Below are 21,118 nucleotides of genomic sequence, written 5' to 3'. Positions count from 1 at the left end.
TGCCATGACGGCTGTTCTCGCAGACTTCCCCTCAAGGTTAGAATGCACGAAATCAGGATGAGTCAATGACCGACAATTCTCTCTCGCAAGCCGAATATGACGCCATCACCGATGCCGCTGCGCACTGGTGCATGCGTCTGCACGCCGTCGACTGCACCGCCGAAGAGCGGATCGCCTTCGAACATTGGCGTGATGTTCATCCGCTGCATGCGTTCGAGTACGAAGCCATGCTCGAGATCTGGGAAGTCGCGGGGGATTTGCCGCGTCCCGAAGCCGTTACATCGGTAGCTCGCTTCAAACAGGCCGCTCCTTGGCGCACGGTCGGCATCGCCGCCGCCGTGTGCGCCTTGGCGTTGCCGCTGGCGGCGTACAGCGGCTGGAACATGGGCTGGCTACCGAATTCGTATCAGCATTTCGAAGCGAGTGACACGGTCCGTCAGGTCACCCTGAGCGATGGCAGCCAAGTGGAGCTGAACCTCGGCAGCGAACTGATCTTCAGCAACTACAAGGATCAGCGCCGGGTCACGCTGGAAAAAGGCGAGGCCTTCTTCAGCGTCAGCCACGATCTGGCTCACCCTTTTGTTGTCAGGGCAGCGGACGGCAGGATTCGCGTCACCGGGACCAAGTTCAACGTCTGGATGTACGAGGATCAGGTACGCGTGAACCTGATTGAAGGCTCGGTGCTGGTGAGCAGCAACGATGACCTTCCGGGGGATGGCTTGCGCCTGGGGCCGGCGATGCAGGCGCGTTATAAACACGGCGACTTCACGCCGCAGATCAATCAGACCTACCCCAACGACAATTCCCTGGCGTGGCGCAGTGGCAAACTGGTGATCGATGATCTGGCGCTGAACGATGCCCTGCCGTTGATCAACCGTTACCTGAGCAAACCGGTCATGGTCGCTGACCACAGCACCGGCACGATTCGCCTGGGTGGCATCTACAACATCAAGGAATTGAACAACCTGGTGGCGTCCCTGCCCAAGGTGCTGCCGGTCTACCTGACCCGTAACAAGGAAGGTAATCCGGTACTCAATTCGATCCCGCAACAAACCCCTAAAAGCTGAAAAGGCCGCAACCCTCAAGGGGGTGTGGCCTTTTTTACTGCTTGAATCGCCCTCTTACTGAGCGGCGACCTTCCCGGCTTTTTCATCCTGCTCGCGGATCGTCTGCGCCTGATACTGCGGATCTGAGGTTATCTGCTGCTCGGTAAACGGCAGCGGGCTCAACTGCTTCTTCGAAAAGGCAACGGTCTGATCCCGTGAGTACTTCGACGTCGGGTCGCTGGACAACGAGAAAGCCAGCAGGCCTTGGGCGTGCGGCCCCTTGTCATCAAAGGTCACCACTTGCAAATAGCTGGTGCCGCTGATGACTTCAAGTTTGCCGTCGGTTCTCGGAACACTCTGGATGGCGTTGTACACGCCAAGCGTGCCTGGGCCGCCGTGGATCGGCGTCTGTTGCCCACCGCTGCTGACCACCTGAATATCACCCCAACGGCTGTCATCCTTGAGCCCCAGTTTTTCCACCTGTTCCACCGACGCCAGCATCGCCTCGCGAATCGCCTGGGTGACCTGCGAATTATCGAGCGCCAGGCCACGGGGCGTGTGCTGCGGATCTTTCGGGTCGAACGCCACTCGCCAGATATCCGGGACTTGCTGCAACGGTTCCATGACATTCTGGAAGTGTACAAAGCCGAGTCCGCTGTCCAGATTCGCACTGCGGTCCCAGGTCTTCAGGCTCGCGCACATCGGAGCGAGCGTTGCTGCATCGGCACCCAGATCGTTGGCGCAAAATTGCAGCAGGTCCGGCATCACTTGCCCGGCCTGGTACACCTGATCGTCCATCACCATCCGTTGCAGATCCGCCGCCGAGACCGGACCGGCCTTGCTCAGCGTGCTCAACCGGTCCAGAGCGAACCGCGAGCGCAGCCCCAGCGGCTGGCCTTCCTGACTGATCAGGGGCGAGAAACCGGTGAGCGGTTGCGCCGGGTTGGCCATCCACGCCGAATCGTTGGAGTGTTGGACGTAGTCCCTGCGTTGCAGTTGCGGCAACTTGTCCGCCGCATAAATGCCTTTTTGCGCGGCGTTCGGGTCGATGTCCCAGGCACAGGCGCTGTTTGAACCATCGAGCACGATCAACTGCAACCCGACGCGCGGGTCGCTGCACTTGGCGAGTTTGTCGGCACTGACGTTCGGCACCACCGACAGGTTCATGTACAGCGTCTGCCCCTGATCATCCACCGCCAGGGTATTGACCCACGGGATACCCTGAATCTTGTGGACCGAGGTCTGTAGATCCTTGAGGCTGGAGGCCTGGTTCATGGCGTACCACTGCTGCAACACCCGGTCGTTTTCCAGGTTGGCATCGCGCAGGCTGTAGGCGTACTGATTGTCCCAGTCGAGTTTTCCGGGCCACTGCACGATCGGACCGAACTGCGAGCTGTAGACCACATGGGACACCGCTTTGGTCTGGCCGTCGGGCTGTTTCACGTTCACCGTCACGGTCTGCTTGTTCATCGGCAGTGACTGGCCGTCGAGCAGATAACGGGTCGAATCCTTGGGATCAAGTTGCAGGCGATACAGGGTGAAGTGCTTGGACGTGTCCACCGTATGGGTCCACGCCAGGTGTTGGTTGAAACCGATATTGATCATCGGCAACCCCGGCAACGCCGCGCCCATCACGTCCAGCTTGCCGGGAATGGTCAGGTGCATCTGGTAGAAGCGCATCCCGCCAATCCACGGGAAATGCGGGTTGGCCAGCAACATCCCACGGCCGTTGAACGAACGTTCGCTGCCGACCGCCACCGCGTTGCTGCCGCGATCCAGCGCGAACCGCTGCATGCGCGTGGCCGCCAGCTGAAATGACGCCCCTTCGCCCGCGGCCTGAGCAACGGCCTTGGGTGGCGTCGCCCCCGCCAACGCTTCGGCGAACTGCCCTGCTCCACCTTCGACCAACAGGCGGCGGGTCAACTTGACCAGGTCCTGCGAGGTGATGTCGCGCACCCATTCGCCCTGGCACTGCTGCGGCAAACCCTGTTCACGACGCTCGGTCAGCGAGCGGTTGTATCCGGCCACATAACCGTCGACCAGATCACGCACTGGCTGAGTTTGCGCCTTCCAGAACCCGGCGACGGCTTCTGGGGTATTGAGCCAGGTGAAGAACAGGTCGCTGACCTGGTTCTCGCGCTCCTCGACCGTCAGCTGATCCGGGCCGAAATAGCGTGAGCGCTCGCCATTGACGGTGACAATCTCATTGGCCAGCAAGCACAGATTGTCCTGCGCATAGGCGTAACCGATGCCATAACCGAGTCCACGCTCGTCTTCGGCACGAATATGCGGCACACCAAAACTGGTGCGGCGAATGTCGGCGCTGGCCTGCTCCGGCGCATTGCGTGCATTTGCCGCAAGACTCAGCCCTACCAACATGCCCGCAAGGCTCAACCTGGTAAATTGCCTGGAAATAATCACGCTCGCTCCTGATCGAAAAGACAAACACCCTGCGTCAAACACGCATCGCGCCTTCCCCTAGGAACGAAACCCACGACAAAAATTTAGGCCCTGAAAGGCGCTTTAACCAGCCTGCTCACAGGACGCTGACGTGACGGTGACGAATTTTCTACATTCGATCCTTCATTATTTGCCGTGCTCATACGTCTTATTGAATGAGAGCACCCATCACATTTCCTGGCCGGCTCGGAAAAGGAGTTTTTGCATGTACAACTCGCAACTGCCAACGGACGGTAGTCACGCGCCCAAGCGTTCAGCCATGGACTCCGGGGTCTTCAGTCAACGAGGCGAGCGTAATGGTAACGAGCGGATCAGATTGCTGCTCAAAAGCTTCGGCCTGCGAACCAGCCTGATTCGCCTCAAGGTCATCGACGCCTTGCTGACCGCCGCCGAAAGCGAGCGCAGCCTGGGCGTGCGAGGCGTGCACGGCCATTTGCTGGACCTGGATATTCCCCTGTCCTTTCTGAGTGTGCGAGAAGTGTTGAAACGCTTGTGCAGCGAAGGCGTGATCACCCTCAATGCCGACAAAAGCTACAGCCTGCATCCGCACGCTGTAGCCATGCTCCATCGCGACTGATCAGGTCAAGGTGCGTCGCTCAAGGCTTGACCTTGCGACGCATCACACCATTGACCACCACCACGATCACCGCGACGCCGATGGCGATGTACTGAAACAGCTTCTCGCTGATGACGCCTGCGTTTTGCAGATACGAAAGGCCGAACATGATCCCCAACACCACCAGGGAGATCAGAATCGAGTATTTCAAACGTTGCGACTGAGTCATTGCGAATTCCTGAACCTGAAAAATGTGTCCGGTTTGTATCCGAAAGCATGCCAAGCCCCTACCTTTGTGCAGGAATGGGACGCTGCAAACGGGGTCTCATGTTACAGCCGATGAAGAGATTTGGCTTTATTACGGCGATAACCATGAGGATTTTCAAATGTTCCGTCGAATCACACGGCTGATTCCCCTGCTCGCGCTGCTGATGCTGAGCGGCTGCATCGTTTTCCCCCACGGTGGCCGGCACGGCGACCACCATTACGATCGCGGTGGACCGGGTTATTACCAGCATCGATAACGTATGACGCGTAAGTAATTGAACACCCGCTTGTAAGAAAAGTGGATATTCCGTGATTGCTGAACCAATGCCCGCCCCGTTGCGGGCATTTTTCGTACATACACTTTCCCTTCTTTTTTTACTGCCCTCCCCCCATCGAAACCTGGCGAAAACTATTGAAGCTTTCAGTCTTAATAGTCCGTTTGAGGTATTCATACCCGCTTGATTAATCTTGGCGCATCGCAATAAGACCCACTATTTAACTTCACGAAGAAGAACAGGGATGCCATGCACAAACCGCTCATAAATATTAGCCCCTATCAGGTGTTCGGCTTTTGCCTTGCCATTACTTTTTTTGAACTTCTGACGTATATGGCCAGCGACATGATCATGCCCGCCATGTTGACCGTCACTCATGATCTGAATGCCAGCGGGAGACATGTCCCCTACGCCTTCAATCTTTATCTGGCGGGCGGCATTCTTCTGCAATGGCTTATTGGTCCGCTGTCGGATCAGTTCGGTCGCCGACCGATGTTGCTCATCGGTTGCGGTTTATTCGCCCTGTCCTGTGCCGCCGCGTTCAGCGTGCACAGCATTTATGCGTTCAACGGCTTGCGGGTGATTCAGGGCATGGGGCTGGGATTTGTCATCGCGGTCAGCTATCCAGCCTTGCAAGAAGTGTTCTGCGAAGCCGACGCAGTAAAAATCATGGCGTTGCTGGGCAACGTTGCATTGCTCTCTCCGCTGCTGGGGCCTTTGCTCGGCAGCCTGCTGCTGGAGTGGTTGTCCTGGCGGCAGCTGTTTTTACTGCTGGGTATCGGCGGCCTGTTGGTCTGGCTCGGGCTTTACCTGTTCATGCCGGAAACCGTGGGTACCTCGCGTCATGACGGTCAGCGACTGGCGGCGGTGCCGTTCGAATGGCGCGGCACCGTGCGCCGTTATGCCGCGTTGCTCGGCAACCCGCGATTCCTCAGCGCCTCGGTCGCGCTGGGGGTCATGAGCCTGCCCTTGATTGCGTGGATCGGGCTGGCCCCGCTCCTGCTGATTCACAATCAGGGACTTTCACCCTTGCAGTACGGCCTGTGGCAGATCCCGGTGTTTGCGGCCGTCATTCTCGGCAACCTGATACTCAATCGATTGATCGCCGACACTGAATTGCCGCAACTGATTCGATACGCGTTGTGGCCGTTTTGCGGCGGACTCCTCACCTTGCTCGCCAGCAGTTTCTACGGGGCGTCTACGCCTTTGCTCATCAGCGCCCTGGCCGTTTATGCCATCGGCCTTGGCATGAGCAACGCCGCCCTGTACCGGCTCGCGCTGTTTTCAAGCGACGACAGCAAAGGCCTGGTCTCGGCCATGATCGGCATGATCTCGATCGCCGTCATGGGCGGCGGCTCGCTGATTGCGGCGGCCGGTGCCGGTGACAACCACGAATCCTTCGCCCTGATGGCGGCTATTGCAGGGCTCATGTGCCTGCTGCCCTTGCGCCTTTTTCTGCGGCGTTCTCACCTCCCGCTTGCTGCCTGACTCCACCCGAAAGGTCCTTTGATGATCCATTTACCCCACACCGATGCGCTTTGCGCGTTAACGCAACCCTATTGCCTGGATTCCGTGCCTGAAGGCCTGTTCGACCGGGCCATGGGGGAAATCAGCCTGTTTCATTGTCACCACACGCCAGGCTATGAGCGCTGGCTCAACAGCAACGGGCTGGTCGCTCAAGACCTGGCGACATTGGATGACTGGTCAAGACTACCTCCGATTTTCGCTCACTATTTCAAACGTCACCTGTTGTTCGGCCCTACGGGCGAAGGCGCGCTGGAGCTGACATCGTCCGGCACCAGCGGCCAGAAAAGTCGCCTGCGCTATGACCAGCGCAGCATGGCGGCCGCCCAGGGCATGGTGAGCCACATTTTTCGCCATTACGGCTGGGACACTCCGGACAGTCCCTGCAACTACTTGCTACTGAGCTATGAACCCAAGGCTGCGATCACCTTGGGCACTGCCTACACCGACCACTTTCTGTGCAGCTATGCGCCGGTCAACCGCATCGCTTATGGATTGCGCCTGACGGGCAACGGTCACGCGTTCGATGTTTTTGGGGTGATCCGCGCCTTGCAGGAATTCGCCGAAGAAGGATTGCCGGTGCGCATTCTCGGCTTCCCGGCGTTCCTCTCCCACGCGTTGCAGCACATGGAAGACACCGGCGTCGCGGATCTGAAGCTAGCGGCCGAGTCCCTGGTGTTTCTCGGGGGTGGTTGGAAAACCCAGGCCGCACAGGAAATTCCTTTATCGCAGTTGTATCAACGCATCCACCGCCAATTGGGCATCGACCTGTCCCGCTGCCGGGACGGTTACGGCGCTGTCGAGCATGCCGTGCCCTACATCCAGTGTGCTCGGCAGCATTTCCATGTGCCGGTGTATTCGAAGGTCTTCGTGCGCAACCCATCCAGTTTCACTGTTCAACCCTACGGTCAGCGCGGCTTGTTGGAGTTCGTGTCGCCGTACATTTCGTCCAGCCCCGCGCACGCCGTTGTCATGGGCGACCTGGCGACGCTGCACCCCGCTGCCAGCTGCGGATGCGGCTTGCAGACCGACTGGTTTGAACTGCATGGACGCGCCGGCACGACCGCCAGCCGAAGCTGCGCAATGGCCGCGTCTGAACTGATTGAAGGAGCCTGACATGTACTTGATCAATGGTGAACTGCGGGACGATATCACCCTCGAGACAGCCCTCGATCAACTGTATCCACAATTGCCACAGCGGTTGAATGCACCGATCGACAGCGACACCGTCATCGACGCAGCGGCCCGATTTGCCCTGCAATTGCAAGCTGGCCGACTGGATGTGCCCCTCGACAACGATCAACGATTGGGGCTTGTCGACTTCTGCCAACGCAGCCACCTCACCACCAAGCTTGAACGTGAGTTGGGTGTGCAACCGCGTTCGTTACGGCGTATTGATTACCGGCAAGCCTGTTTTGAAAGCTGGCATCCGCTGGGGCTGGTGGTGCACATCACGCCGGGCAATGCGCCGATGCTGGCGTTCTGCGCGGTCCTGGAAAGCCTGTTGGCCGGCAACATCAACTGGCTGCGCCCCAGCTCCAGCGATCAAGGATTGACCGCCCGGTTACTCGCCGCGCTGGTGCATTGCGACACCAGTGGCCAGTTGGCTGATTTCATCGCGGTGCTGCCGGTCAGCACGGCTCAGATAGCGCAACTCTGCACCCGCGCCGATGGCGTCGCCGCCTGGGGTGGTGAAAACGCGCTAAAAGCGATTCGTCAGCAGATCCCGGCCGGGTGTCGCTGGATCGATTGGGGCCACAGGATCAGCTTCGCTTATCTGTCGCCCGAGGCGGCGAGCGATTCGGCGCTGGACGCGCTGGTGGATGAAGTGTGCAGTCTGGATCAGCAAGCTTGCTCCAGCCCGCAATGGCTGCTGGTAGACAGCAACGATCCGGCGATTTTGCTGGACCTGGGTGAACGTCTGGCCAAAGCCTTTACACGTCGTTCCTCACATTGGCCGGCGCTGGTTCCTACCGACCAGGAGGCTTCGGAAATCACCACCCGTACCGCGATGGCGAGGCTGGAGCACTGCTTTGCGCAGCAGACTGGTCAGGTCTGGACCGGCCCGGGATGGAGGGTCATCTGGGATCACCATCAGACGCTCGCGCCCTCGCCGCTGTTTCGTACACTGCTGCTCAAACCGGTGCCGCAACACTTGATCGCCGAGACGCTATTGCCTTGGCGCACCGTCCTGCAAAGCTGCGTGTTGATGTGTTCTGCGGTGCATACACCCGGGTTGGTGTGCTCGCTGGTCAATGCCGGCGTTACGCGTATTGCCCCGTGCGGGCTGATTCATGACGGCTACCCTGGGGAACCCCATGACGGCGTCTACGCGCTGTCGCGCTTCAGTCGCCGCCTCTCGGTGAGTCTGTCGCCTGAGGCCGTGCCTGGCCGGGCAACACTCGACGCGCTGCCAACCGCTGCGGATACACGCCATGAGCCGATCATGGACAAAAACACATTCATGACCCAGCCGATCAACGCCATGGCCCAGCTGTTTTTCCGCTCTGGGGGCAGCAGCGGCACACCAGCCCTGGCCGGGTTCAGCTATCAGGACTTTCAACGGCAGATGCGCGCGGCGGCAGACGGCCTGTTCGCCGCCGGTCTCGACCCGTCAACGGATCGGGTGATGAACCTGTTTTACGGCGGGAGCCTGTATGGGGGATTCTCCAGCTTCACCAAGGTTCTGGAATTGATGGGCGTTACACATTTCCCCATGGGGGCGCCGCACGATGATGACTTCAGCGAAATGGCCCGAATGATCGTGGATCATCGCATCACCGTGCTGATCGGCATGCCGAGTACGTTACATCGCTTGTTTTTCAACGAACAAAGCCAGCTTCGCGCGTACTCGGGCATCAGCAAAGTGTTCCTCGGCGGCGAGCACCCTGGCCAGGCCAGCCTGCGCCTGATGGAAAGCTGCGGAGTCTCGACGATTCGCTCCGCGATTTATGGCTCGGTCGATGCCGGTCCGCTGGGGCATGCCTGCTCGGCAACGGCAGACGGCGTCTTTCATTTGATGTGCGATACCCAGCATCTGGAAATCGTGCATCTCGAACACGATTCTCCGGTGCAAGCCGATGAGATCGGCCGGCTGCTGTTCACCTCTCGGGCCCGGCAAGGCCAGGCCGTGCGCCGGTATGACGTGGGGGACACCGGTCGCTGGATATCCGGAGCCTGCCCTTGCGGGCTCGACTCACCGCGATTCGAATTGCTGCAGCGCCACGGCAAGCTGATACGGATGGGCACGGAATTCATTTCACCGTCGGCGCTGCAGGACAGCCTCGGCCTGCCCGTTCAACTTGTGCTGGACCACGCCTGCGATGGCAGCGAGCGGTTGAAGGTTTTAGTGAACCTGGAGGCCGAAAAGGCGTATGAAAAGTTATTGACCCACGCCGCACTGACCAATGCCGTGAGTGCCGCGCTGATCACGGTAGAAGTTCACGAGTGTGCTGAATCCGAATTCACCAAAAACAAACACAGCGGAAAAACGCCGTTGGTTATCGACAACAGACATTAAACATCTCGTTTGTCTTTTAATCTCACAACGCCTGATAAAAAAAAGAGAACCCAGTGAAAATAACTTATTCGCTTGAACAACTCTTGCCTTATATAAGGCAACACTCAAACTTCTATCGCAAACACCTGCAACACTTACCGGCAGAAGGTATTACTTTAAAAGACCTGCCGCTGACCAATGTGGCCGACTATTGGGCTGACAGTAACGACCTGAATCATTGGCCTGTGCTGACCGGCAACATCGAAGACGCGCTGGTGTTTAAAACCGGCGGATCCACCAGTCAGGGCAAACTGACGGTTTACTCGACCCGCGAGTGGCAAGCCTTGGTCAGTACGTTTGGAAACAGTGTTTCCTCTCAACTGAAGGACGGTGACAGGGTCGCCAACCTGTTCTTTTCCGGCGATCTCTACGCCAGTTTTCTGTTCATCCACGACTCGCTGGCGCACGTCAAAAGGTCCATCTGTGAGTTTCCGTTCACCGGCGAAGTCAGCATGGATGTCCTGGCGGATGCGCTGGATCAGCACCGGATCAACGTGCTGGTGGGTGTGCCGGCGCAGTTGTTGAAATTCGCCGCGTACCTGAATCAGCATCAGCGGGTGCTGTGTGGGGTTGATACGTTGCTGTACGGCGGCGAAAGCCTGTTCGGCCCGCAGTTGGCCATCCTCACCCAGGTATTTCCCAACGTGCGCATCGCCTCAATCGGCTACGCCAGTGTCGATGCGGGCCTGATCGGCGCGACAAGCCGCGACTGCGCCTTGGGCGAGCATCGGGTATTTGAACCCCAGACCCTGCTGGAAATCGTCGACGAACTGACCGGTGAAGTCATTGAACAATGCGACCACACCGGATTATTGCTGGTGACCAACCTGACCCGCCAACTCATGCCGCTGCTGCGTTATCCGGTAGGCGACCGCGCCTGCTGGCGTGAGCCCGCCAACACCCCGATGCGCAAATTCGCCCTCAAGGGGCGTAGCGCCCATAGTCAGCGGGTTCGTGTGGGGTCGGCGTCGTTGTTGATCGACGAAATGCGACAGATCGTCCAGCGCGTTGCTGGCACCGACCAATGGCAATTGCGCATCGAACATGACGGCTACAAGGACATCGTCAGTGTGACATGGGTGCCTGACGCAAACGCCGTGGCCACCGCCCCACGATGCCTGGCATTGTATGAAGCGCTTATGGCCCATTACCCCGCGCTCGATCATCTGAATCGCGAAGGGCTGCTGGAGTTGCGAGTGCTGTCCTGCAACGTCACCGACCTGAAGCTTCACCCTCGTTCCGGCAAACAGATGCGGGTCCTGGATTTGCGCCCCTATGACGCGCCATCGCTGGAGACTGCGTGATGTCTCATCTGATTTTTCGACGCTACCGCCCTTCCGATGCCCGTGCCGTGAGCCAGTTGTTTCGCGAGGTTTATGGCGATCATTACGTTCAACCGGATGTTTACCTGCCGCACATGATCAGCCAGCACACCGCCGAGGGTCGCTGGAAATCGATGCTGGCGGTGGATGATGTACGCGTTCTGGGGCATGCCGCGTTATGCCACGAATCGTCCCCGCAGAGCGCGGAACTGGCTCTCAGCGTGGTGCATCCCGCGGCGCAGGGGCAAAGTATCGCGACACGCCTGGGCCGGGAGTTACTGTTGCAGGCCGGGGCACTGGGCTTTAAGAGCGTCCTGATCAAGCAAGTGACCCACCATCCGTACACGCAACGCATGGCCGCAAACATCGGTTTCCACAGCACGGGAGTGCTGCCCGACTACGTTCCTTCGCCCTTCGCCGAACCACACCCGGAAACCATTGTGATGGGCTGCCACGTGGTCGAAGGGCAGGCGCGTCCTCTTCCCGACATTCCCTGGCCCGAACGCTACCGGGGGTTTATGCAGCACCTGAGTTCGCTGTTCGGAACCCATCCAGAAATGCCCCCACAACCTTCGATACCCTTGCAGATCAAGCAGCACCATCACCGCTTCGACATGGTCATTCACCGTCTGACCAAACGTCTGCTCGACCAGATCCGGCAATTGCCCGGTCACTGGATGATCTCGACCCGACTTGCGTTGTCGCGACACTTCGCCGAAGACTTGCGCAGTTTGACGACGCTTGGCTTCTCGTTTACCGGGTTGATGCCCGCTCCCGGCAGTCATGGATGGTTTGCCCTCTTTCATCGAGGGGCGCGGCCTCGGTCCCTCAATCTGCATTGCCCCTACATGCAACAGTTGCACGACGATTTGCAGCAAAACACCGAAGCACTGGGCAGCGCTCGCTCAGCCGCTTGAGTCTTTTCGGTAAAACTCATTGCCCGGCTGCGCGCAAAGCTCCACCAGCCAGTCGACAAACACCCTCACCCGCCGGGACAACTGGCGGTGTGGAGGATAGAGCGCCGTCAACGGCATCCCGGGGGGCGGCGTCGCTTTCAATACTTCACACAAACGCCCTTCCTTCAATTGGCGGGCGACATGGTAGTACGGCGTCTGGATCAGTCCGTAACCCGCCTCACAAGCAGCCAGGTACCCGTCGGCACTGTTGACCGACACGTGCTTGGGCAGGTCAATCAACCGGAGTTGATCATCGACCATGAATTCCAGCCCGAACCGCTTGCCGGTGGTGCCGGAGAAATACTCCACCATCTGATGGCCCTCAAGGTCAGCCAGATTGTGCGGGGTTCCATGGCGCGCCAGGTACTCGGCGCTGGCGCAGGTGATCTGGTCGAGCATGACCAGCGGCCGCGCCACCAGTGACTCATCCAGCGCCGCCCCGCCGCGCAGCACACAATCGACGCCTTCACGAATCAGGTCGACAGGTCGGTCATTCAAACCGATTTCCAGTTCGATCAACGGATAGCGGCGGGTGAACTGCGGCAATGCCGGAATCACGATCAGGCGCCCGATCCCGGACGGCATGTCCACTCGCAGCAAGCCTTTGGGGTTGTGGCGGGCGGCGGAAAACACCGCTTCGGTTTCCTCCAGATCGGCCAGCAACCGCACGCAACGGGGGTAATAGGCTGCGCCGTCGAGGGTCAGGCTGATCTGCCGCGTGGTCCGTTGCAGCAGTTGCACGCCAAGGTGAGCCTCAAGTTGCTTGATCAGGATGGTCACCGACGCGCGGGGCAATTGCAGGCTGTCCGCGGCTTTGGCAAAGCCGCCCAGCTCGACGATTCGGGTGAACACGCGCATGGCGTTAAAACGGTCCATTGTCAGGCGATCCGGTTGATTATTTAGAAATTGCGAACAGTGATAGCAGTTGTAGCCGGTTTATCTTGTTTCTGTCGAGGTCAACACTGGAGGCTTACACCACAGGGAGTTCATTTCATGCAAACACGTCAATTGGGCAAAAACGGCCCACAGGTTTCTGCCATCGGTTTGGGCTGCATGGGCATGACCGATTTCTATACGACCGGTGTCGATACCCGTGAAGCCACCGCCACCCTGCATCGGGCGCTGGAGTTGGGGATCAACCTGCTCGACACCGCAGACATGTACGGCCCGCACACCAACGAAGAGTTGATCGGCAAGGCCATCGTCGGCAAACGCGAGCAGGTGTTCCTGGCCAGCAAGTTCGGCATTGTCCGCGATCCGTCCAATCCCGGCGCCCGGGGCGTCAACGGCCGACCGGACTACATTCGCACGTCTATCGACGGCACGCTCAAACGACTGGGCGTTGAAACCCTGGATTTGTACTACCAGCACCGGATCGATCCGCAGGTGGCCATTGAGGAAACCGTCGGCGCCATGGCCGAGTTGGTCAAAGTCGGCAAGGTGCGTTATCTGGGCTTGAGTGAGGCGTCAGTGGCCACGCTGGAACGGGCACACAAGGTTCATCCGATCAGCGCCCTGCAAAGTGAGTATTCGCTGTGGAGCCGTGACCAGGAAGAGAACGGTTGCCTGGCTGCGTGCCAGCGTCTGGGCATTGCGTTCGTCCCTTACAGCCCATTGGGTCGTGGCTTTCTGACGGGGGCACTGAAAAGCCCGGATGACTTTGCCGCCGACGATTACCGGCGCTTCAGCCCGCGCTTTGAAGGGGAAAATTTCGCGAAAAACCTGTTGCTGGTGCAGCAGGTACAAGCCTTGGCAGCCGACAAAGGGGTGACGGCGGGCCAATTGGCGCTAGCCTGGGTGCTGGCGCAAGGTGACTACCTGATACCGATTCCCGGGACCAAACAGCGTAAATACCTTGAAGAAAACGTTGGCGCACTGGAGGTGAAACTCAGCGACCACGACTTGCATGCCCTGGAAGCGATTTTCCCGGCCAATGCCACCGCAGGCTTGCGCTATCCAGAGGAAGTCATGAAATTACTTGATCGGTAACCAACGGCAGGCCCATTCGGTCTGAGTGGGCCGGCACTGCGAACATCAAGCCTTGGATCTGACGCCACCGTCGGTAGCAGGCACCGTTGTACCGTTGCCCTTGCCGTAAGCCTGCAGGTTCTGCAGCACATAAATCGCCGTCTTGTATTCCGGAATCAGGCCGGCGGCGTATCTGTCGCCCTTGATGCTGTTGTTCTGGATGGTGTCCAGTTGCGTAGCGAAATACTCCAGCGCATTGAATTTTGCATCCGGGTCTTTCTGAATACCAAACCGGTCGAATTTGTCACCGGCGTTCATCAACGTCATCGACGTGATATCGGAGATCAATCCCTTGCCTCGCAAAAAGGCGCTGAGATTGCCCAGCTGTTTGGCGGAGACATTTTCCGGGTCAAAGCCTTTCACGTTCCGATGGATTTTCTGCTCATCCATTTTCGCCGTGTTCAGCGCGTTTGGATTGGTCCCCACCAGTGCCAGCATCTGCTTGACCCTGGCGCTGTGGGTGACAGGTTTGCCCCCGCCCGTATCCTGAACCAGCAACCCTGCCTTGGGAGTCCAGGCCCCTGTGTAGCCGATAGTCATGAATGAACTCCCGACTGCGTGACCATAAAAAATTCCTTGTTAAGTCCAGTTTTAGAGCCGCCGAGTATCGGCCTGGCAACTAGCCATACCAACAACTTTTTTCCAGTTTTTACAATTTCTGTACATGTTAGATACAAAGCACCAAGCGCCTTGTTTCATTGGTCTACACATTCTTTTCAAAAGAGGTCTAGCCAACTAATCAGCCTCTTGTACGTCTTGGTTAGTTTATTTGTATCAACATCGACACTGTCCGGCCCCTGACCGCTCGTCACCCTGCCCCTTTCTAGCACGCTCGTACCTAAAGCTCGTCCCTTGCAAGCCGATAGCTCTTCGAAGCGCCGATTTTCATTCCGAAAACCACAATAAGAACGCTGCACAAGGACCGGTCCCATGCCCGCATTCCGCACCATCCAGGCTCGTTACACGCTGTTTCTGGTCCTGTTCATCCTGCTGTTGTTCGTCCTCACGGTGGTCGGCATCAGCCAGTTGGTCGCCCCCAAGCTTCGTCACACCGAAGAACAGGTGGCCCTCAACCGCATCGCCGAAGTGGCCGAGCAAATCCAGGGCGAACTGAACAAGGTTCAGGCGCAACAGCGCAGCATCACCCAGACCATTCCGTTGCTCGACAGCGCCGCCATCGACACGGTGCTGCCAGGCCTGGTCGATCAATACGGCGAGTTGAAAGTGTTCGGAGGCGGTATCTGGCCGTTACCCGGCCAGCGTGAGGCCGGGCGTAACAAGTTCAGCACCTTCTGGCACCGCGACGCCTCGGGCAAGCTGGCGGTCAATACGTTCTGGAACAGTGACGCCGCTCCCAACTATTACGACCAGACCTGGTACAAGGGCGGCATGCAAACCCCGCGCGGCCAATGCGCCTGGGCCGCGGCCTATAAAGATGACGCCAGCGCCGAGCCACGGACCAACTGCGCCATGGCCATTCAGAAAAATGGCGCGGCGTATGGCGTCTCGACTATCGACGTGACGCTGGGCTTCTTCAATGACTTGATCGCCCGCAAGGAAAAAGACCTCGGCGCCGAAATGCTGATCGTCGAAGCCGACGGCAAGATCATCAGCAACAGCTCGCGGATCAGTGGGCCAATCGTGCTGAAGAACATCAGTTAGCTGGCCGGCAACTCGCCGTTCGCCAGTCAAGTGAAGGCCGGCCTGCAAAACCGTGATCAGTCGCAGCGGGTCGAGTTCGACAACAACGGTGAAGCCAACACCTTCTTCATGCGCCCGATCGAAGGCACCCCGTGGTTCCTCGCCACGGCCCTGCCGACCTCGCTGATCACCGCCCAGCGTGACGATGTGCTCAGTACCTTGAGCCTGCTGCAAATCCCGATGGTGATTCTGCTGGTGTTGCTGCAGATCTATGCGATTCGCCAACTGATCCAGCGGATGAAAATCCTCAAAGCCAACATTGATGCCCTGTCCGCGGGCGATGCCGACCTGACCAAGCGCATCACTATCCGCGCCGAAGACGAACTGGGCGCCATCGGGCACTCGGTCAACGCCTTCATCATTTATTTGCAGAACATGATCGGCGAAGTCACCCAGGCCACCGGTGCCATGGCCTCCAGTCTGGACAACCTGCAGCGGACTTCCGCCCACACCAGTCAGATTCTGGTGCGCCATGCGTCTGAAACGGATCAGACGGTCACGGCGATTACCGAGATGAGTTCGACCGCCGAAAGCGTCGCGCAGAATGCCGCTGAAACGGCGGCCTTCACCCAGCGCGCCAACGAGAACGCCGATCGTTCACGGGTCGTGGTCGGTGAAGCGTCCAGCAGCGTGATCGCCTTGATCGACGAAGTGGCGAGCGCCACCCATAAAGTCGAAAGCATGCAGGAAGACGCGCAACGCATCACCGAAATCCTCGGGGTGATTGGCGCGATTGCCGGGCAGACCAACTTACTGGCGCTCAACGCCGCGATCGAAGCGGCCCGGGCCGGTGAGCAAGGTCGCGGTTTCGCGGTCGTCGCCGATGAAGTCCGCGCCCTCGCCGCCCGCACGCAAGCCAGCACTTCGCAAATCAATGAAATGCTCAAGCGCCTGACCCAAGGCGTGAGTTCGTCTGTAACTGCGATGGAAAATACCCAGGCCAGTTGCCAGTCTGCCGCCGACGCCACGGCGCGGGTCAACACGGGCCTGGATGAAATGGCCGGCTCGGTCAGCCACATCAACAGCCTGAGTACGCAGATCGCCACCGCCGCCGAGCAGCAAAGCGCGGTGACCGAAGAGATCAACCGCAGCATGGTGCAGATCCGTCACATGGTGGATGAGCTGGTGAAAAGCGGCCAGGCCAGCGAACTTAATACCCAACAACTGCTGCAAGCCAACGCGCGTGTCAGCTCGATCATGGGGCGATTCAAGGTTCGTTGATCGCTGCTGAATTACACATGCTCCCTGGGCCGGGGAGTTGGGTCTGGTGAGGATCTTTGTGGCGAGGGGGCGTGCCCCCTCGCCACGACAGCTTGGCGTACCTGTATTACTTCGAAACAACCTCGTATCTCTTCCCGGCAAAAAATGGTCAAAATGCATCTTTTTGGCCGCAACCCGAGACGAGATCCCCCATGCGAATCCACCTGCGTCTGGTCGCCCTGAGCGCCCTTTTTATCTCCTCCATGGCCCAGGCCGCCGACCTGGTCCCGATCGAAGTCCACCGTGACGCCAACTGCGGCTGCTGCAAAAAATGGATCAGCCACCTCGAGGCCAACGGCTTCAAGGTTGAAGACCACGTCGAATCCAACATGAGCGAATTCAAGCAGCAGCACGGCGTGCCTCCACGCCTGGCGTCCTGCCACACCGGCCTGATCAACGGCAAATTCGTCGAAGGCCATGTGCCTGCGGATCAAGTCCTGGCCTTGAGCAAACGCAATGACCTGCTGGGTGTTGCGGCACCGGGCATGCCTATGGGTTCGCCGGGCATGGAAATGGACGGCATGAGCGATGCCTATCAAGTGATCGGCCTGAAAAAGGACGGCACTGATGTGGTGGTGGCGGACTACCCGGCCCATTGATGGGTGGCGCCTACATCGGGCTGTTCTTCGCGGCGTTCGGTGCCGCGACCTTGCTGCCGTTGCAGTCCGAAGCGCTGCTCGTGGGGCTGTTGCTCAGCGAACAGTATTGGCTATGGTTGCTGCTGGCCGTCGCGACGCTGGGTAATGTCCTCGGTTCGGTGGTGAATTGGTGGCTCGGCTGTCGCATCGAGCGGTTTCGCGACCGGCGCTGGTTTCCGGTCAGCCCGCGCCATCTGGAGCAGGCCCGAAAACACTATCAACGCTATGGTCATTGGTCATTGCTGCTGAGTTGGGTGCCAATCATCGGTGACCCGCTGACGTTGGTGGCCGGCGTCATGCGCGAGCCGCTTGGGCGGTTCCTGCTGATCGTGACGCTCGCCAAAGGTGCTCGTTATGGCGTGCTGGCCCTGGCCACGCTCGGCTGGATCGGTTGAACGATCGGCGGCGGCGATTGCCTGTCTTTAATGTCGCCCTAATCATGCCGATCCAGCATCGGCGGGTTTTCTATGGAGTTCACCCATGTCCCTTCCCCTCTCCCGTTGGCTGCCCGGCCTGTTTCTGACCGCTGCACTGCCTGTTCTGGCTCACGCCGAAGGCCCGGAATACGGGCCGGAACTGCAAGGGTTCGAGTACCCGTATACGGTCAAGCACTTCTCGTTCGAGTCCCAAGGCAAATCCTTGCAGATGGGTTACATGGACGTCGCCGCCCACGGCAAGGCCAACGGGCGCAGCGTGGTGTTGATGCATGGCAAAAACTTCTGCGGCGCCACTTGGGACAGTTCGATCAAAGCCCTGAGCGAAGCCGGTTACCGGGTGATTGCGCCGGACCAGATTGGTTTCTGCACCTCCAGTAAACCCGACAACTATCAGTACACATTCCAGCAACTGGCGACCAATACCCAGCAACTGCTCAAAGCCCTTGGCATCCAGAAGTCCAGCGTGCTCGGGCACTCCACCGGCGGCATGCTCGCCACACGCTATGCGTTGCAATACCCCGATCAGGTCGAGCAACTGGCGCTGGTCAATCCCATTGGCCTGGAAGACTGGAAAGCCCTTGGCGTGCCCTATCGCACCGTCGATCAATGGTACGAGCGCGAACTCAAGCTCAGCGCCGACGGCATCCGCACCTATGAACGCAACACCTATTACGGTGGCCGCTGGAAGCCTGAATTCGATCGCTGGGTCGATATGCTTGCCGGCTTGAACAAAGGCCCGGGGCACACACAGGTGGCCTGGAACTCGGCGTTGATCTACGACATGATCTTCACCCAGCCGGTGTACTACGAGTTCAAGGACCTGAAGATGCCGACGCTGTTGCTGATCGGCACGTCCGACACCACGGCCATCGGCAGTGACATTGCCTCCCCGGAGGTCAAGGCCAGGCTCGGTCATTACGACGTGCTCGGCAAGCAAGTGGCAAAGTTGATTCCGCAGTCCACACTGGTTGAATTCCCCGGCATGGGCCACGCGCCACAGATGGAAGAACCGGCGCAATTCCACCAGGCATTGCTCGACTGGCTGAACAAAACCAATCCCGTGCGTTAATGAGGTAAGGCTGATGGCGGTGCAGATTGCGGTGATCGATGATTGGCAGGACGTGGCCCGTGACGTGGTCGACTGGTCAGTGCTGCACAGCCTCGGCGAGGTGAGTTTTATCCATGATTACCCCTCCGACAACGCAACCCTGGCGGAGCGCCTGGGTAAATTCGAAGTGATCTGCGTAATGCGCGAACGCACCCGCTTCGATGAAGACCTCCTGCGCCAATTGCCGACACTCAAGCTGCTGGTCACCGGTGGTATGCGTAATGCTGCGCTGGATCTCAAGGCCGCTGCGGCACTGGGTATCCAGGTCAGTGGCACCGACAGCTACAAACACGCCGCTCCAGAACTGACCTGGGCGTTGATAATGGCCGCGACCCGCAATCTCGTGGCCGAAGCCAATGCCTTGCGCGCCGGGAAATGGCAGCAAGGCCTGGGCGGCGACTTGCACGGCAACACACTGGCGATCCTTGGCCTTGGCAGCATCGGCCAACGGGTCGCGCAGTTCGGTCAGGTGTTCGGGATGCGGGTGATCGCGTGGAGCGAAAACCTCACGGCCGAACGTGCCGCTGAAGTGGGCGTGACCTATGTCAGCAAGCAGGAACTGTTCGAGCAGGCCGATGTGCTGTCGGTTCATCTGGTGCTCAGTGATCGCAGCCGCGGATTGGTCGACGCCCAGGCGCTGGACTGGATGAAACCCTCGGCGCTGCTGGTCAACACCGCCCGCGGACCGATTGTCGATGAGGCTGCGCTGATCAAGGCCTTGCAAAAGAATCGACTCGCGGGGGCGGCACTGGATGTGTTCGACATCGAGCCATTGCCGGTGAATCATCCGTTCAGGACGCTGGACAACGTGTTGGCAACGCCGCATGTCGGGTACGTCAGCCAACAGAACTACCATCAGTTCTTTTCGCAAATGATCGAGGACATTCAAGCGTGGTCGGCGGGTGAGCCGATTCGCCTTCTGAGCTAAGACCGAAGCGCCGCTCTCGCACTCGATCGATGTTGGTCAATACTGAACGCGAAAACCACGTATCCTCTGCGCCCGTTTCACGTTCAACCTCGCGAGGGCAGTTTGTCTAAAGGTATCGCTTTATCGGTCTCGGCCTCGGTGCTGTTTGCCGTCATGTATTACTACACCTCGCTGCTCACCCCCTTGAGCGGCGTGGAGATTTTCGGCTGGCGCATGCTGCTGACCGTGCCGTGCATGACCGTGTTCATGATGGTGTCCGGCGAATGGAAACGGGTGGTCGAGATTTTCCGGCGCATCGCAGGGAATCGCAAACTGATCGCCGGCCTGATCGCCTCCTCTGCCCTGCTCGGCGTGCAGCTTTGGCTGTTCATGTGGGCGCCGCTCAACGGCTACAGCCTGGATGTGTCGCTCGGCTATTTCCTGTTGCCGCTGACCATGGTCCTGACCGGGCGGATCGCCTATGGCGAGCGCCTCTCGTATCTGCAAAAAATCGCCGTGGTGCTGGCCTGCCTTGGGGTGATCAACGAGGTGTATCAGGTCGGTGGTTTTTCCTGGGCAACCTTGCTGGTCTGCATCGGCTATCCCTTGTATTTCATCCTGCGCAAGCGCCTGGCCGCCGACAACCTTGGCGGTTTATGGCTGGACATGGCGTTGACGCTGCCGGTGGCATTCTGGTTCGTGCAGAGTGGCGAACAGGGTTTCGGCGTGTTTGATCAACACCCGTGGTTGTCGCTGCTAATCCCGATACTCGGAGTGATCAGCGCGTCGGCGCTGGTGGTCTACATCATCGCCAGCCGGTTGTTGCCGTTCAGTCTGTTCGGGCTGTTGAGTTATGTAGAGCCGGTGTTGCTGCTGGGCGTTGCATTGCTGCTTGGGGAAAGCATCAAGCCCGGGGAATGGTTGACTTATATTCCGATCTGGCTGGCGGTGGTAGTGCTGGTGTTTGAAGGGTTCAAGCACCTGGTTCGGCATCGCAAACCTTAAGCCCTACACAAAACCAAATGCAGGAGTGAGCCTGCCCGCGATAGCTATCTGCCAGTCAACAATGATGTT

The 21,118-nt window shown here is 58.9% G+C and carries 18 protein-coding genes and 1 pseudogene; 15 read left to right on the top strand and 4 right to left on the bottom strand.

Features of this window, described 5'->3' with window-relative positions; genetic code table 11:
- Positions 1-65: 65 nt before the first annotated feature.
- Complete coding sequence (locus tag FHL16_RS06325) at positions 66-1,067, top strand: FecR family protein (protein ID WP_010460659.1); 1,002 nt, start codon at positions 66-68, stop codon at positions 1,065-1,067.
- 54 nt (positions 1,068-1,121) lie between these two features.
- On the opposite strand, the gene pvdQ is transcribed toward FHL16_RS06325, so the two are convergent.
- Positions 1,122-3,467: a bifunctional acylase PvdQ gene (gene pvdQ / locus FHL16_RS06320; protein ID WP_077747758.1), complete on the bottom strand. Its 2,346-nt coding sequence runs from the start codon at positions 3,465-3,467 to the stop codon at positions 1,122-1,124.
- 244 nt (positions 3,468-3,711) lie between these two features.
- Between pvdQ and FHL16_RS06315 the strand changes: the two genes are divergently transcribed.
- Positions 3,712-4,083: a hypothetical protein gene (locus FHL16_RS06315; protein ID WP_010460662.1), complete on the top strand. Its 372-nt coding sequence runs from the start codon at positions 3,712-3,714 to the stop codon at positions 4,081-4,083.
- A gap of 19 nt (positions 4,084-4,102) precedes the next feature.
- Here FHL16_RS06315 and FHL16_RS06310 read toward each other — a convergent pair whose 3' ends face one another.
- Complete coding sequence (locus FHL16_RS06310; RefSeq protein WP_010460665.1) at positions 4,103-4,291, bottom strand: hypothetical protein; 189 nt, start codon at positions 4,289-4,291, stop codon at positions 4,103-4,105.
- Between the two features lie 157 nt (positions 4,292-4,448).
- Between FHL16_RS06310 and FHL16_RS34010 the strand changes: the two genes are divergently transcribed.
- From FHL16_RS34010 to FHL16_RS06285, 6 genes are all read left to right on the top strand, one after another.
- On the top strand, positions 4,449-4,586 hold the full coding sequence (locus FHL16_RS34010; RefSeq protein WP_010460667.1) for a hypothetical protein: 138 nt from the start codon (positions 4,449-4,451) through the stop codon (positions 4,584-4,586).
- A gap of 267 nt (positions 4,587-4,853) precedes the next feature.
- The gene (locus tag FHL16_RS06305; protein ID WP_077747757.1) at positions 4,854-6,092 is read left to right on the top strand and encodes an MdfA family multidrug efflux MFS transporter; all 1,239 of its coding nucleotides are present in this window, start codon (positions 4,854-4,856) and stop codon (positions 6,090-6,092) included.
- Positions 6,093-6,113: 21 nt separating this feature from the next.
- Positions 6,114-7,244: a LuxE/PaaK family acyltransferase gene (locus tag FHL16_RS06300; protein WP_077747756.1), complete on the top strand. Its 1,131-nt coding sequence runs from the start codon at positions 6,114-6,116 to the stop codon at positions 7,242-7,244.
- Between the two features lies 1 nt (position 7,245).
- Positions 7,246-9,648: an aldehyde dehydrogenase family protein gene (locus FHL16_RS06295; protein ID WP_077747755.1), complete on the top strand. Its 2,403-nt coding sequence runs from the start codon at positions 7,246-7,248 to the stop codon at positions 9,646-9,648.
- Between the two features lie 53 nt (positions 9,649-9,701).
- On the top strand, positions 9,702-10,991 hold the full coding sequence (locus tag FHL16_RS06290) for an AMP-binding protein (RefSeq protein ID WP_077747754.1): 1,290 nt from the start codon (positions 9,702-9,704) through the stop codon (positions 10,989-10,991).
- Complete coding sequence (locus FHL16_RS06285; protein WP_010460676.1) at positions 10,991-11,926, top strand: GNAT family N-acetyltransferase; 936 nt, start codon at positions 10,991-10,993, stop codon at positions 11,924-11,926. The genes FHL16_RS06290 and FHL16_RS06285 overlap by 1 nt, the downstream gene beginning before the upstream one ends.
- Here the strand turns inward: FHL16_RS06285 and FHL16_RS06280 are convergent.
- Positions 11,915-12,841 carry a LysR family transcriptional regulator gene (locus FHL16_RS06280; protein ID WP_077747753.1) on the bottom strand — a complete coding sequence of 309 codons (927 nt, stop codon included), beginning with the start codon at positions 12,839-12,841 and terminating at the stop codon, positions 11,915-11,917. The genes FHL16_RS06285 and FHL16_RS06280 overlap by 12 nt on opposite strands.
- 117 nt (positions 12,842-12,958) lie before the next feature.
- Between FHL16_RS06280 and FHL16_RS06275 the strand changes: the two genes are divergently transcribed.
- Complete coding sequence (locus tag FHL16_RS06275) at positions 12,959-13,954, top strand: aldo/keto reductase (RefSeq protein ID WP_077747752.1); 996 nt, start codon at positions 12,959-12,961, stop codon at positions 13,952-13,954.
- Between the two features lie 45 nt (positions 13,955-13,999).
- On the opposite strand, the gene FHL16_RS06270 is transcribed toward FHL16_RS06275, so the two are convergent.
- A complete protein-coding gene (locus FHL16_RS06270) occupies positions 14,000-14,533 on the bottom strand; it encodes a hypothetical protein (RefSeq protein ID WP_010460681.1) in 534 nt (177 codons plus the stop codon).
- A 390-nt stretch (positions 14,534-14,923) separates the two neighbouring features.
- Between FHL16_RS06270 and FHL16_RS06265 the strand changes: the two are divergent.
- The 6 genes and pseudogenes from FHL16_RS06265 to rarD all read left to right on the top strand — a co-directional run bounded on the left by FHL16_RS06265 (position 14,924) and on the right by rarD (position 21,049).
- A pseudogene (locus FHL16_RS06265) lies at positions 14,924-16,915 on the top strand (methyl-accepting chemotaxis protein).
- A 191-nt stretch (positions 16,916-17,106) separates the two neighbouring features.
- Positions 17,107-17,553, top strand: a complete 447-nt coding sequence (locus FHL16_RS06260) for a DUF411 domain-containing protein (RefSeq protein ID WP_010460685.1) — start codon at positions 17,107-17,109, stop codon at positions 17,551-17,553.
- The gene (locus tag FHL16_RS06255) at positions 17,553-17,987 is read left to right on the top strand and encodes a YqaA family protein (RefSeq protein WP_077747751.1); all 435 of its coding nucleotides are present in this window, start codon (positions 17,553-17,555) and stop codon (positions 17,985-17,987) included. Before FHL16_RS06260 ends, FHL16_RS06255 begins: the two co-directional genes overlap by 1 nt.
- A gap of 85 nt (positions 17,988-18,072) precedes the next feature.
- On the top strand, positions 18,073-19,098 hold the full coding sequence (locus FHL16_RS06250) for an alpha/beta fold hydrolase (RefSeq protein WP_010460690.1): 1,026 nt from the start codon (positions 18,073-18,075) through the stop codon (positions 19,096-19,098).
- A gap of 13 nt (positions 19,099-19,111) precedes the next feature.
- On the top strand, positions 19,112-20,065 hold the full coding sequence (locus FHL16_RS06245; RefSeq protein WP_077747750.1) for a D-2-hydroxyacid dehydrogenase family protein: 954 nt from the start codon (positions 19,112-19,114) through the stop codon (positions 20,063-20,065).
- Positions 20,066-20,167: 102 nt separating this feature from the next.
- Positions 20,168-21,049: an EamA family transporter RarD gene (gene rarD, locus FHL16_RS06240; protein WP_010460694.1), complete on the top strand. Its 882-nt coding sequence runs from the start codon at positions 20,168-20,170 to the stop codon at positions 21,047-21,049.
- Positions 21,050-21,118: the final 69 nt, after the last annotated feature.

This window comes from Pseudomonas sp. FSL W5-0299 (assembly GCF_005930655.1).
Taxonomy (GTDB): Bacteria; Pseudomonadota; Gammaproteobacteria; order Pseudomonadales; family Pseudomonadaceae; genus Aquipseudomonas; species Aquipseudomonas mandelii.
Note: the sequence above shows the minus strand (reverse complement) of the source record. Positions and strands in the feature narration are given on the sequence as shown.

Excerpts from the sequence above, each read along its gene's own strand:
- FHL16_RS06325 (WP_010460659.1), top strand. The coding sequence starts at position 66 with ATGACCGACAATTCTCTCTCGCAAGCCGAATATGACGCCATCACCGAT.
- FHL16_RS34010 (WP_010460667.1), top strand. The coding sequence starts at position 4,449 with ATGTTCCGTCGAATCACACGGCTGATTCCCCTGCTCGCGCTGCTGATG.
- FHL16_RS06280 (WP_077747753.1), bottom strand. The coding sequence starts at position 12,841 with ATGGACCGTTTTAACGCCATGCGCGTGTTCACCCGAATCGTCGAGCTG.
- FHL16_RS06255 (WP_077747751.1), top strand. The coding sequence starts at position 17,553 with ATGGGTGGCGCCTACATCGGGCTGTTCTTCGCGGCGTTCGGTGCCGCG.
- FHL16_RS06275 (WP_077747752.1), top strand. The coding sequence starts at position 12,959 with ATGCAAACACGTCAATTGGGCAAAAACGGCCCACAGGTTTCTGCCATC.
- FHL16_RS06260 (WP_010460685.1), top strand. The coding sequence starts at position 17,107 with ATGCGAATCCACCTGCGTCTGGTCGCCCTGAGCGCCCTTTTTATCTCC.
- FHL16_RS06315 (WP_010460662.1), top strand. The coding sequence starts at position 3,712 with ATGTACAACTCGCAACTGCCAACGGACGGTAGTCACGCGCCCAAGCGT.
- FHL16_RS06245 (WP_077747750.1), top strand. The coding sequence starts at position 19,112 with ATGGCGGTGCAGATTGCGGTGATCGATGATTGGCAGGACGTGGCCCGT.
- FHL16_RS06295 (WP_077747755.1), top strand. The coding sequence starts at position 7,246 with ATGTACTTGATCAATGGTGAACTGCGGGACGATATCACCCTCGAGACA.
- FHL16_RS06300 (WP_077747756.1), top strand. The coding sequence starts at position 6,114 with ATGATCCATTTACCCCACACCGATGCGCTTTGCGCGTTAACGCAACCC.
- FHL16_RS06305 (WP_077747757.1), top strand. The coding sequence starts at position 4,854 with ATGCACAAACCGCTCATAAATATTAGCCCCTATCAGGTGTTCGGCTTT.
- FHL16_RS06250 (WP_010460690.1), top strand. The coding sequence starts at position 18,073 with ATGTCCCTTCCCCTCTCCCGTTGGCTGCCCGGCCTGTTTCTGACCGCT.
- FHL16_RS06310 (WP_010460665.1), bottom strand. The coding sequence starts at position 4,291 with ATGACTCAGTCGCAACGTTTGAAATACTCGATTCTGATCTCCCTGGTG.
- FHL16_RS06285 (WP_010460676.1), top strand. The coding sequence starts at position 10,991 with ATGTCTCATCTGATTTTTCGACGCTACCGCCCTTCCGATGCCCGTGCC.
- FHL16_RS06270 (WP_010460681.1), bottom strand. The coding sequence starts at position 14,533 with ATGACTATCGGCTACACAGGGGCCTGGACTCCCAAGGCAGGGTTGCTG.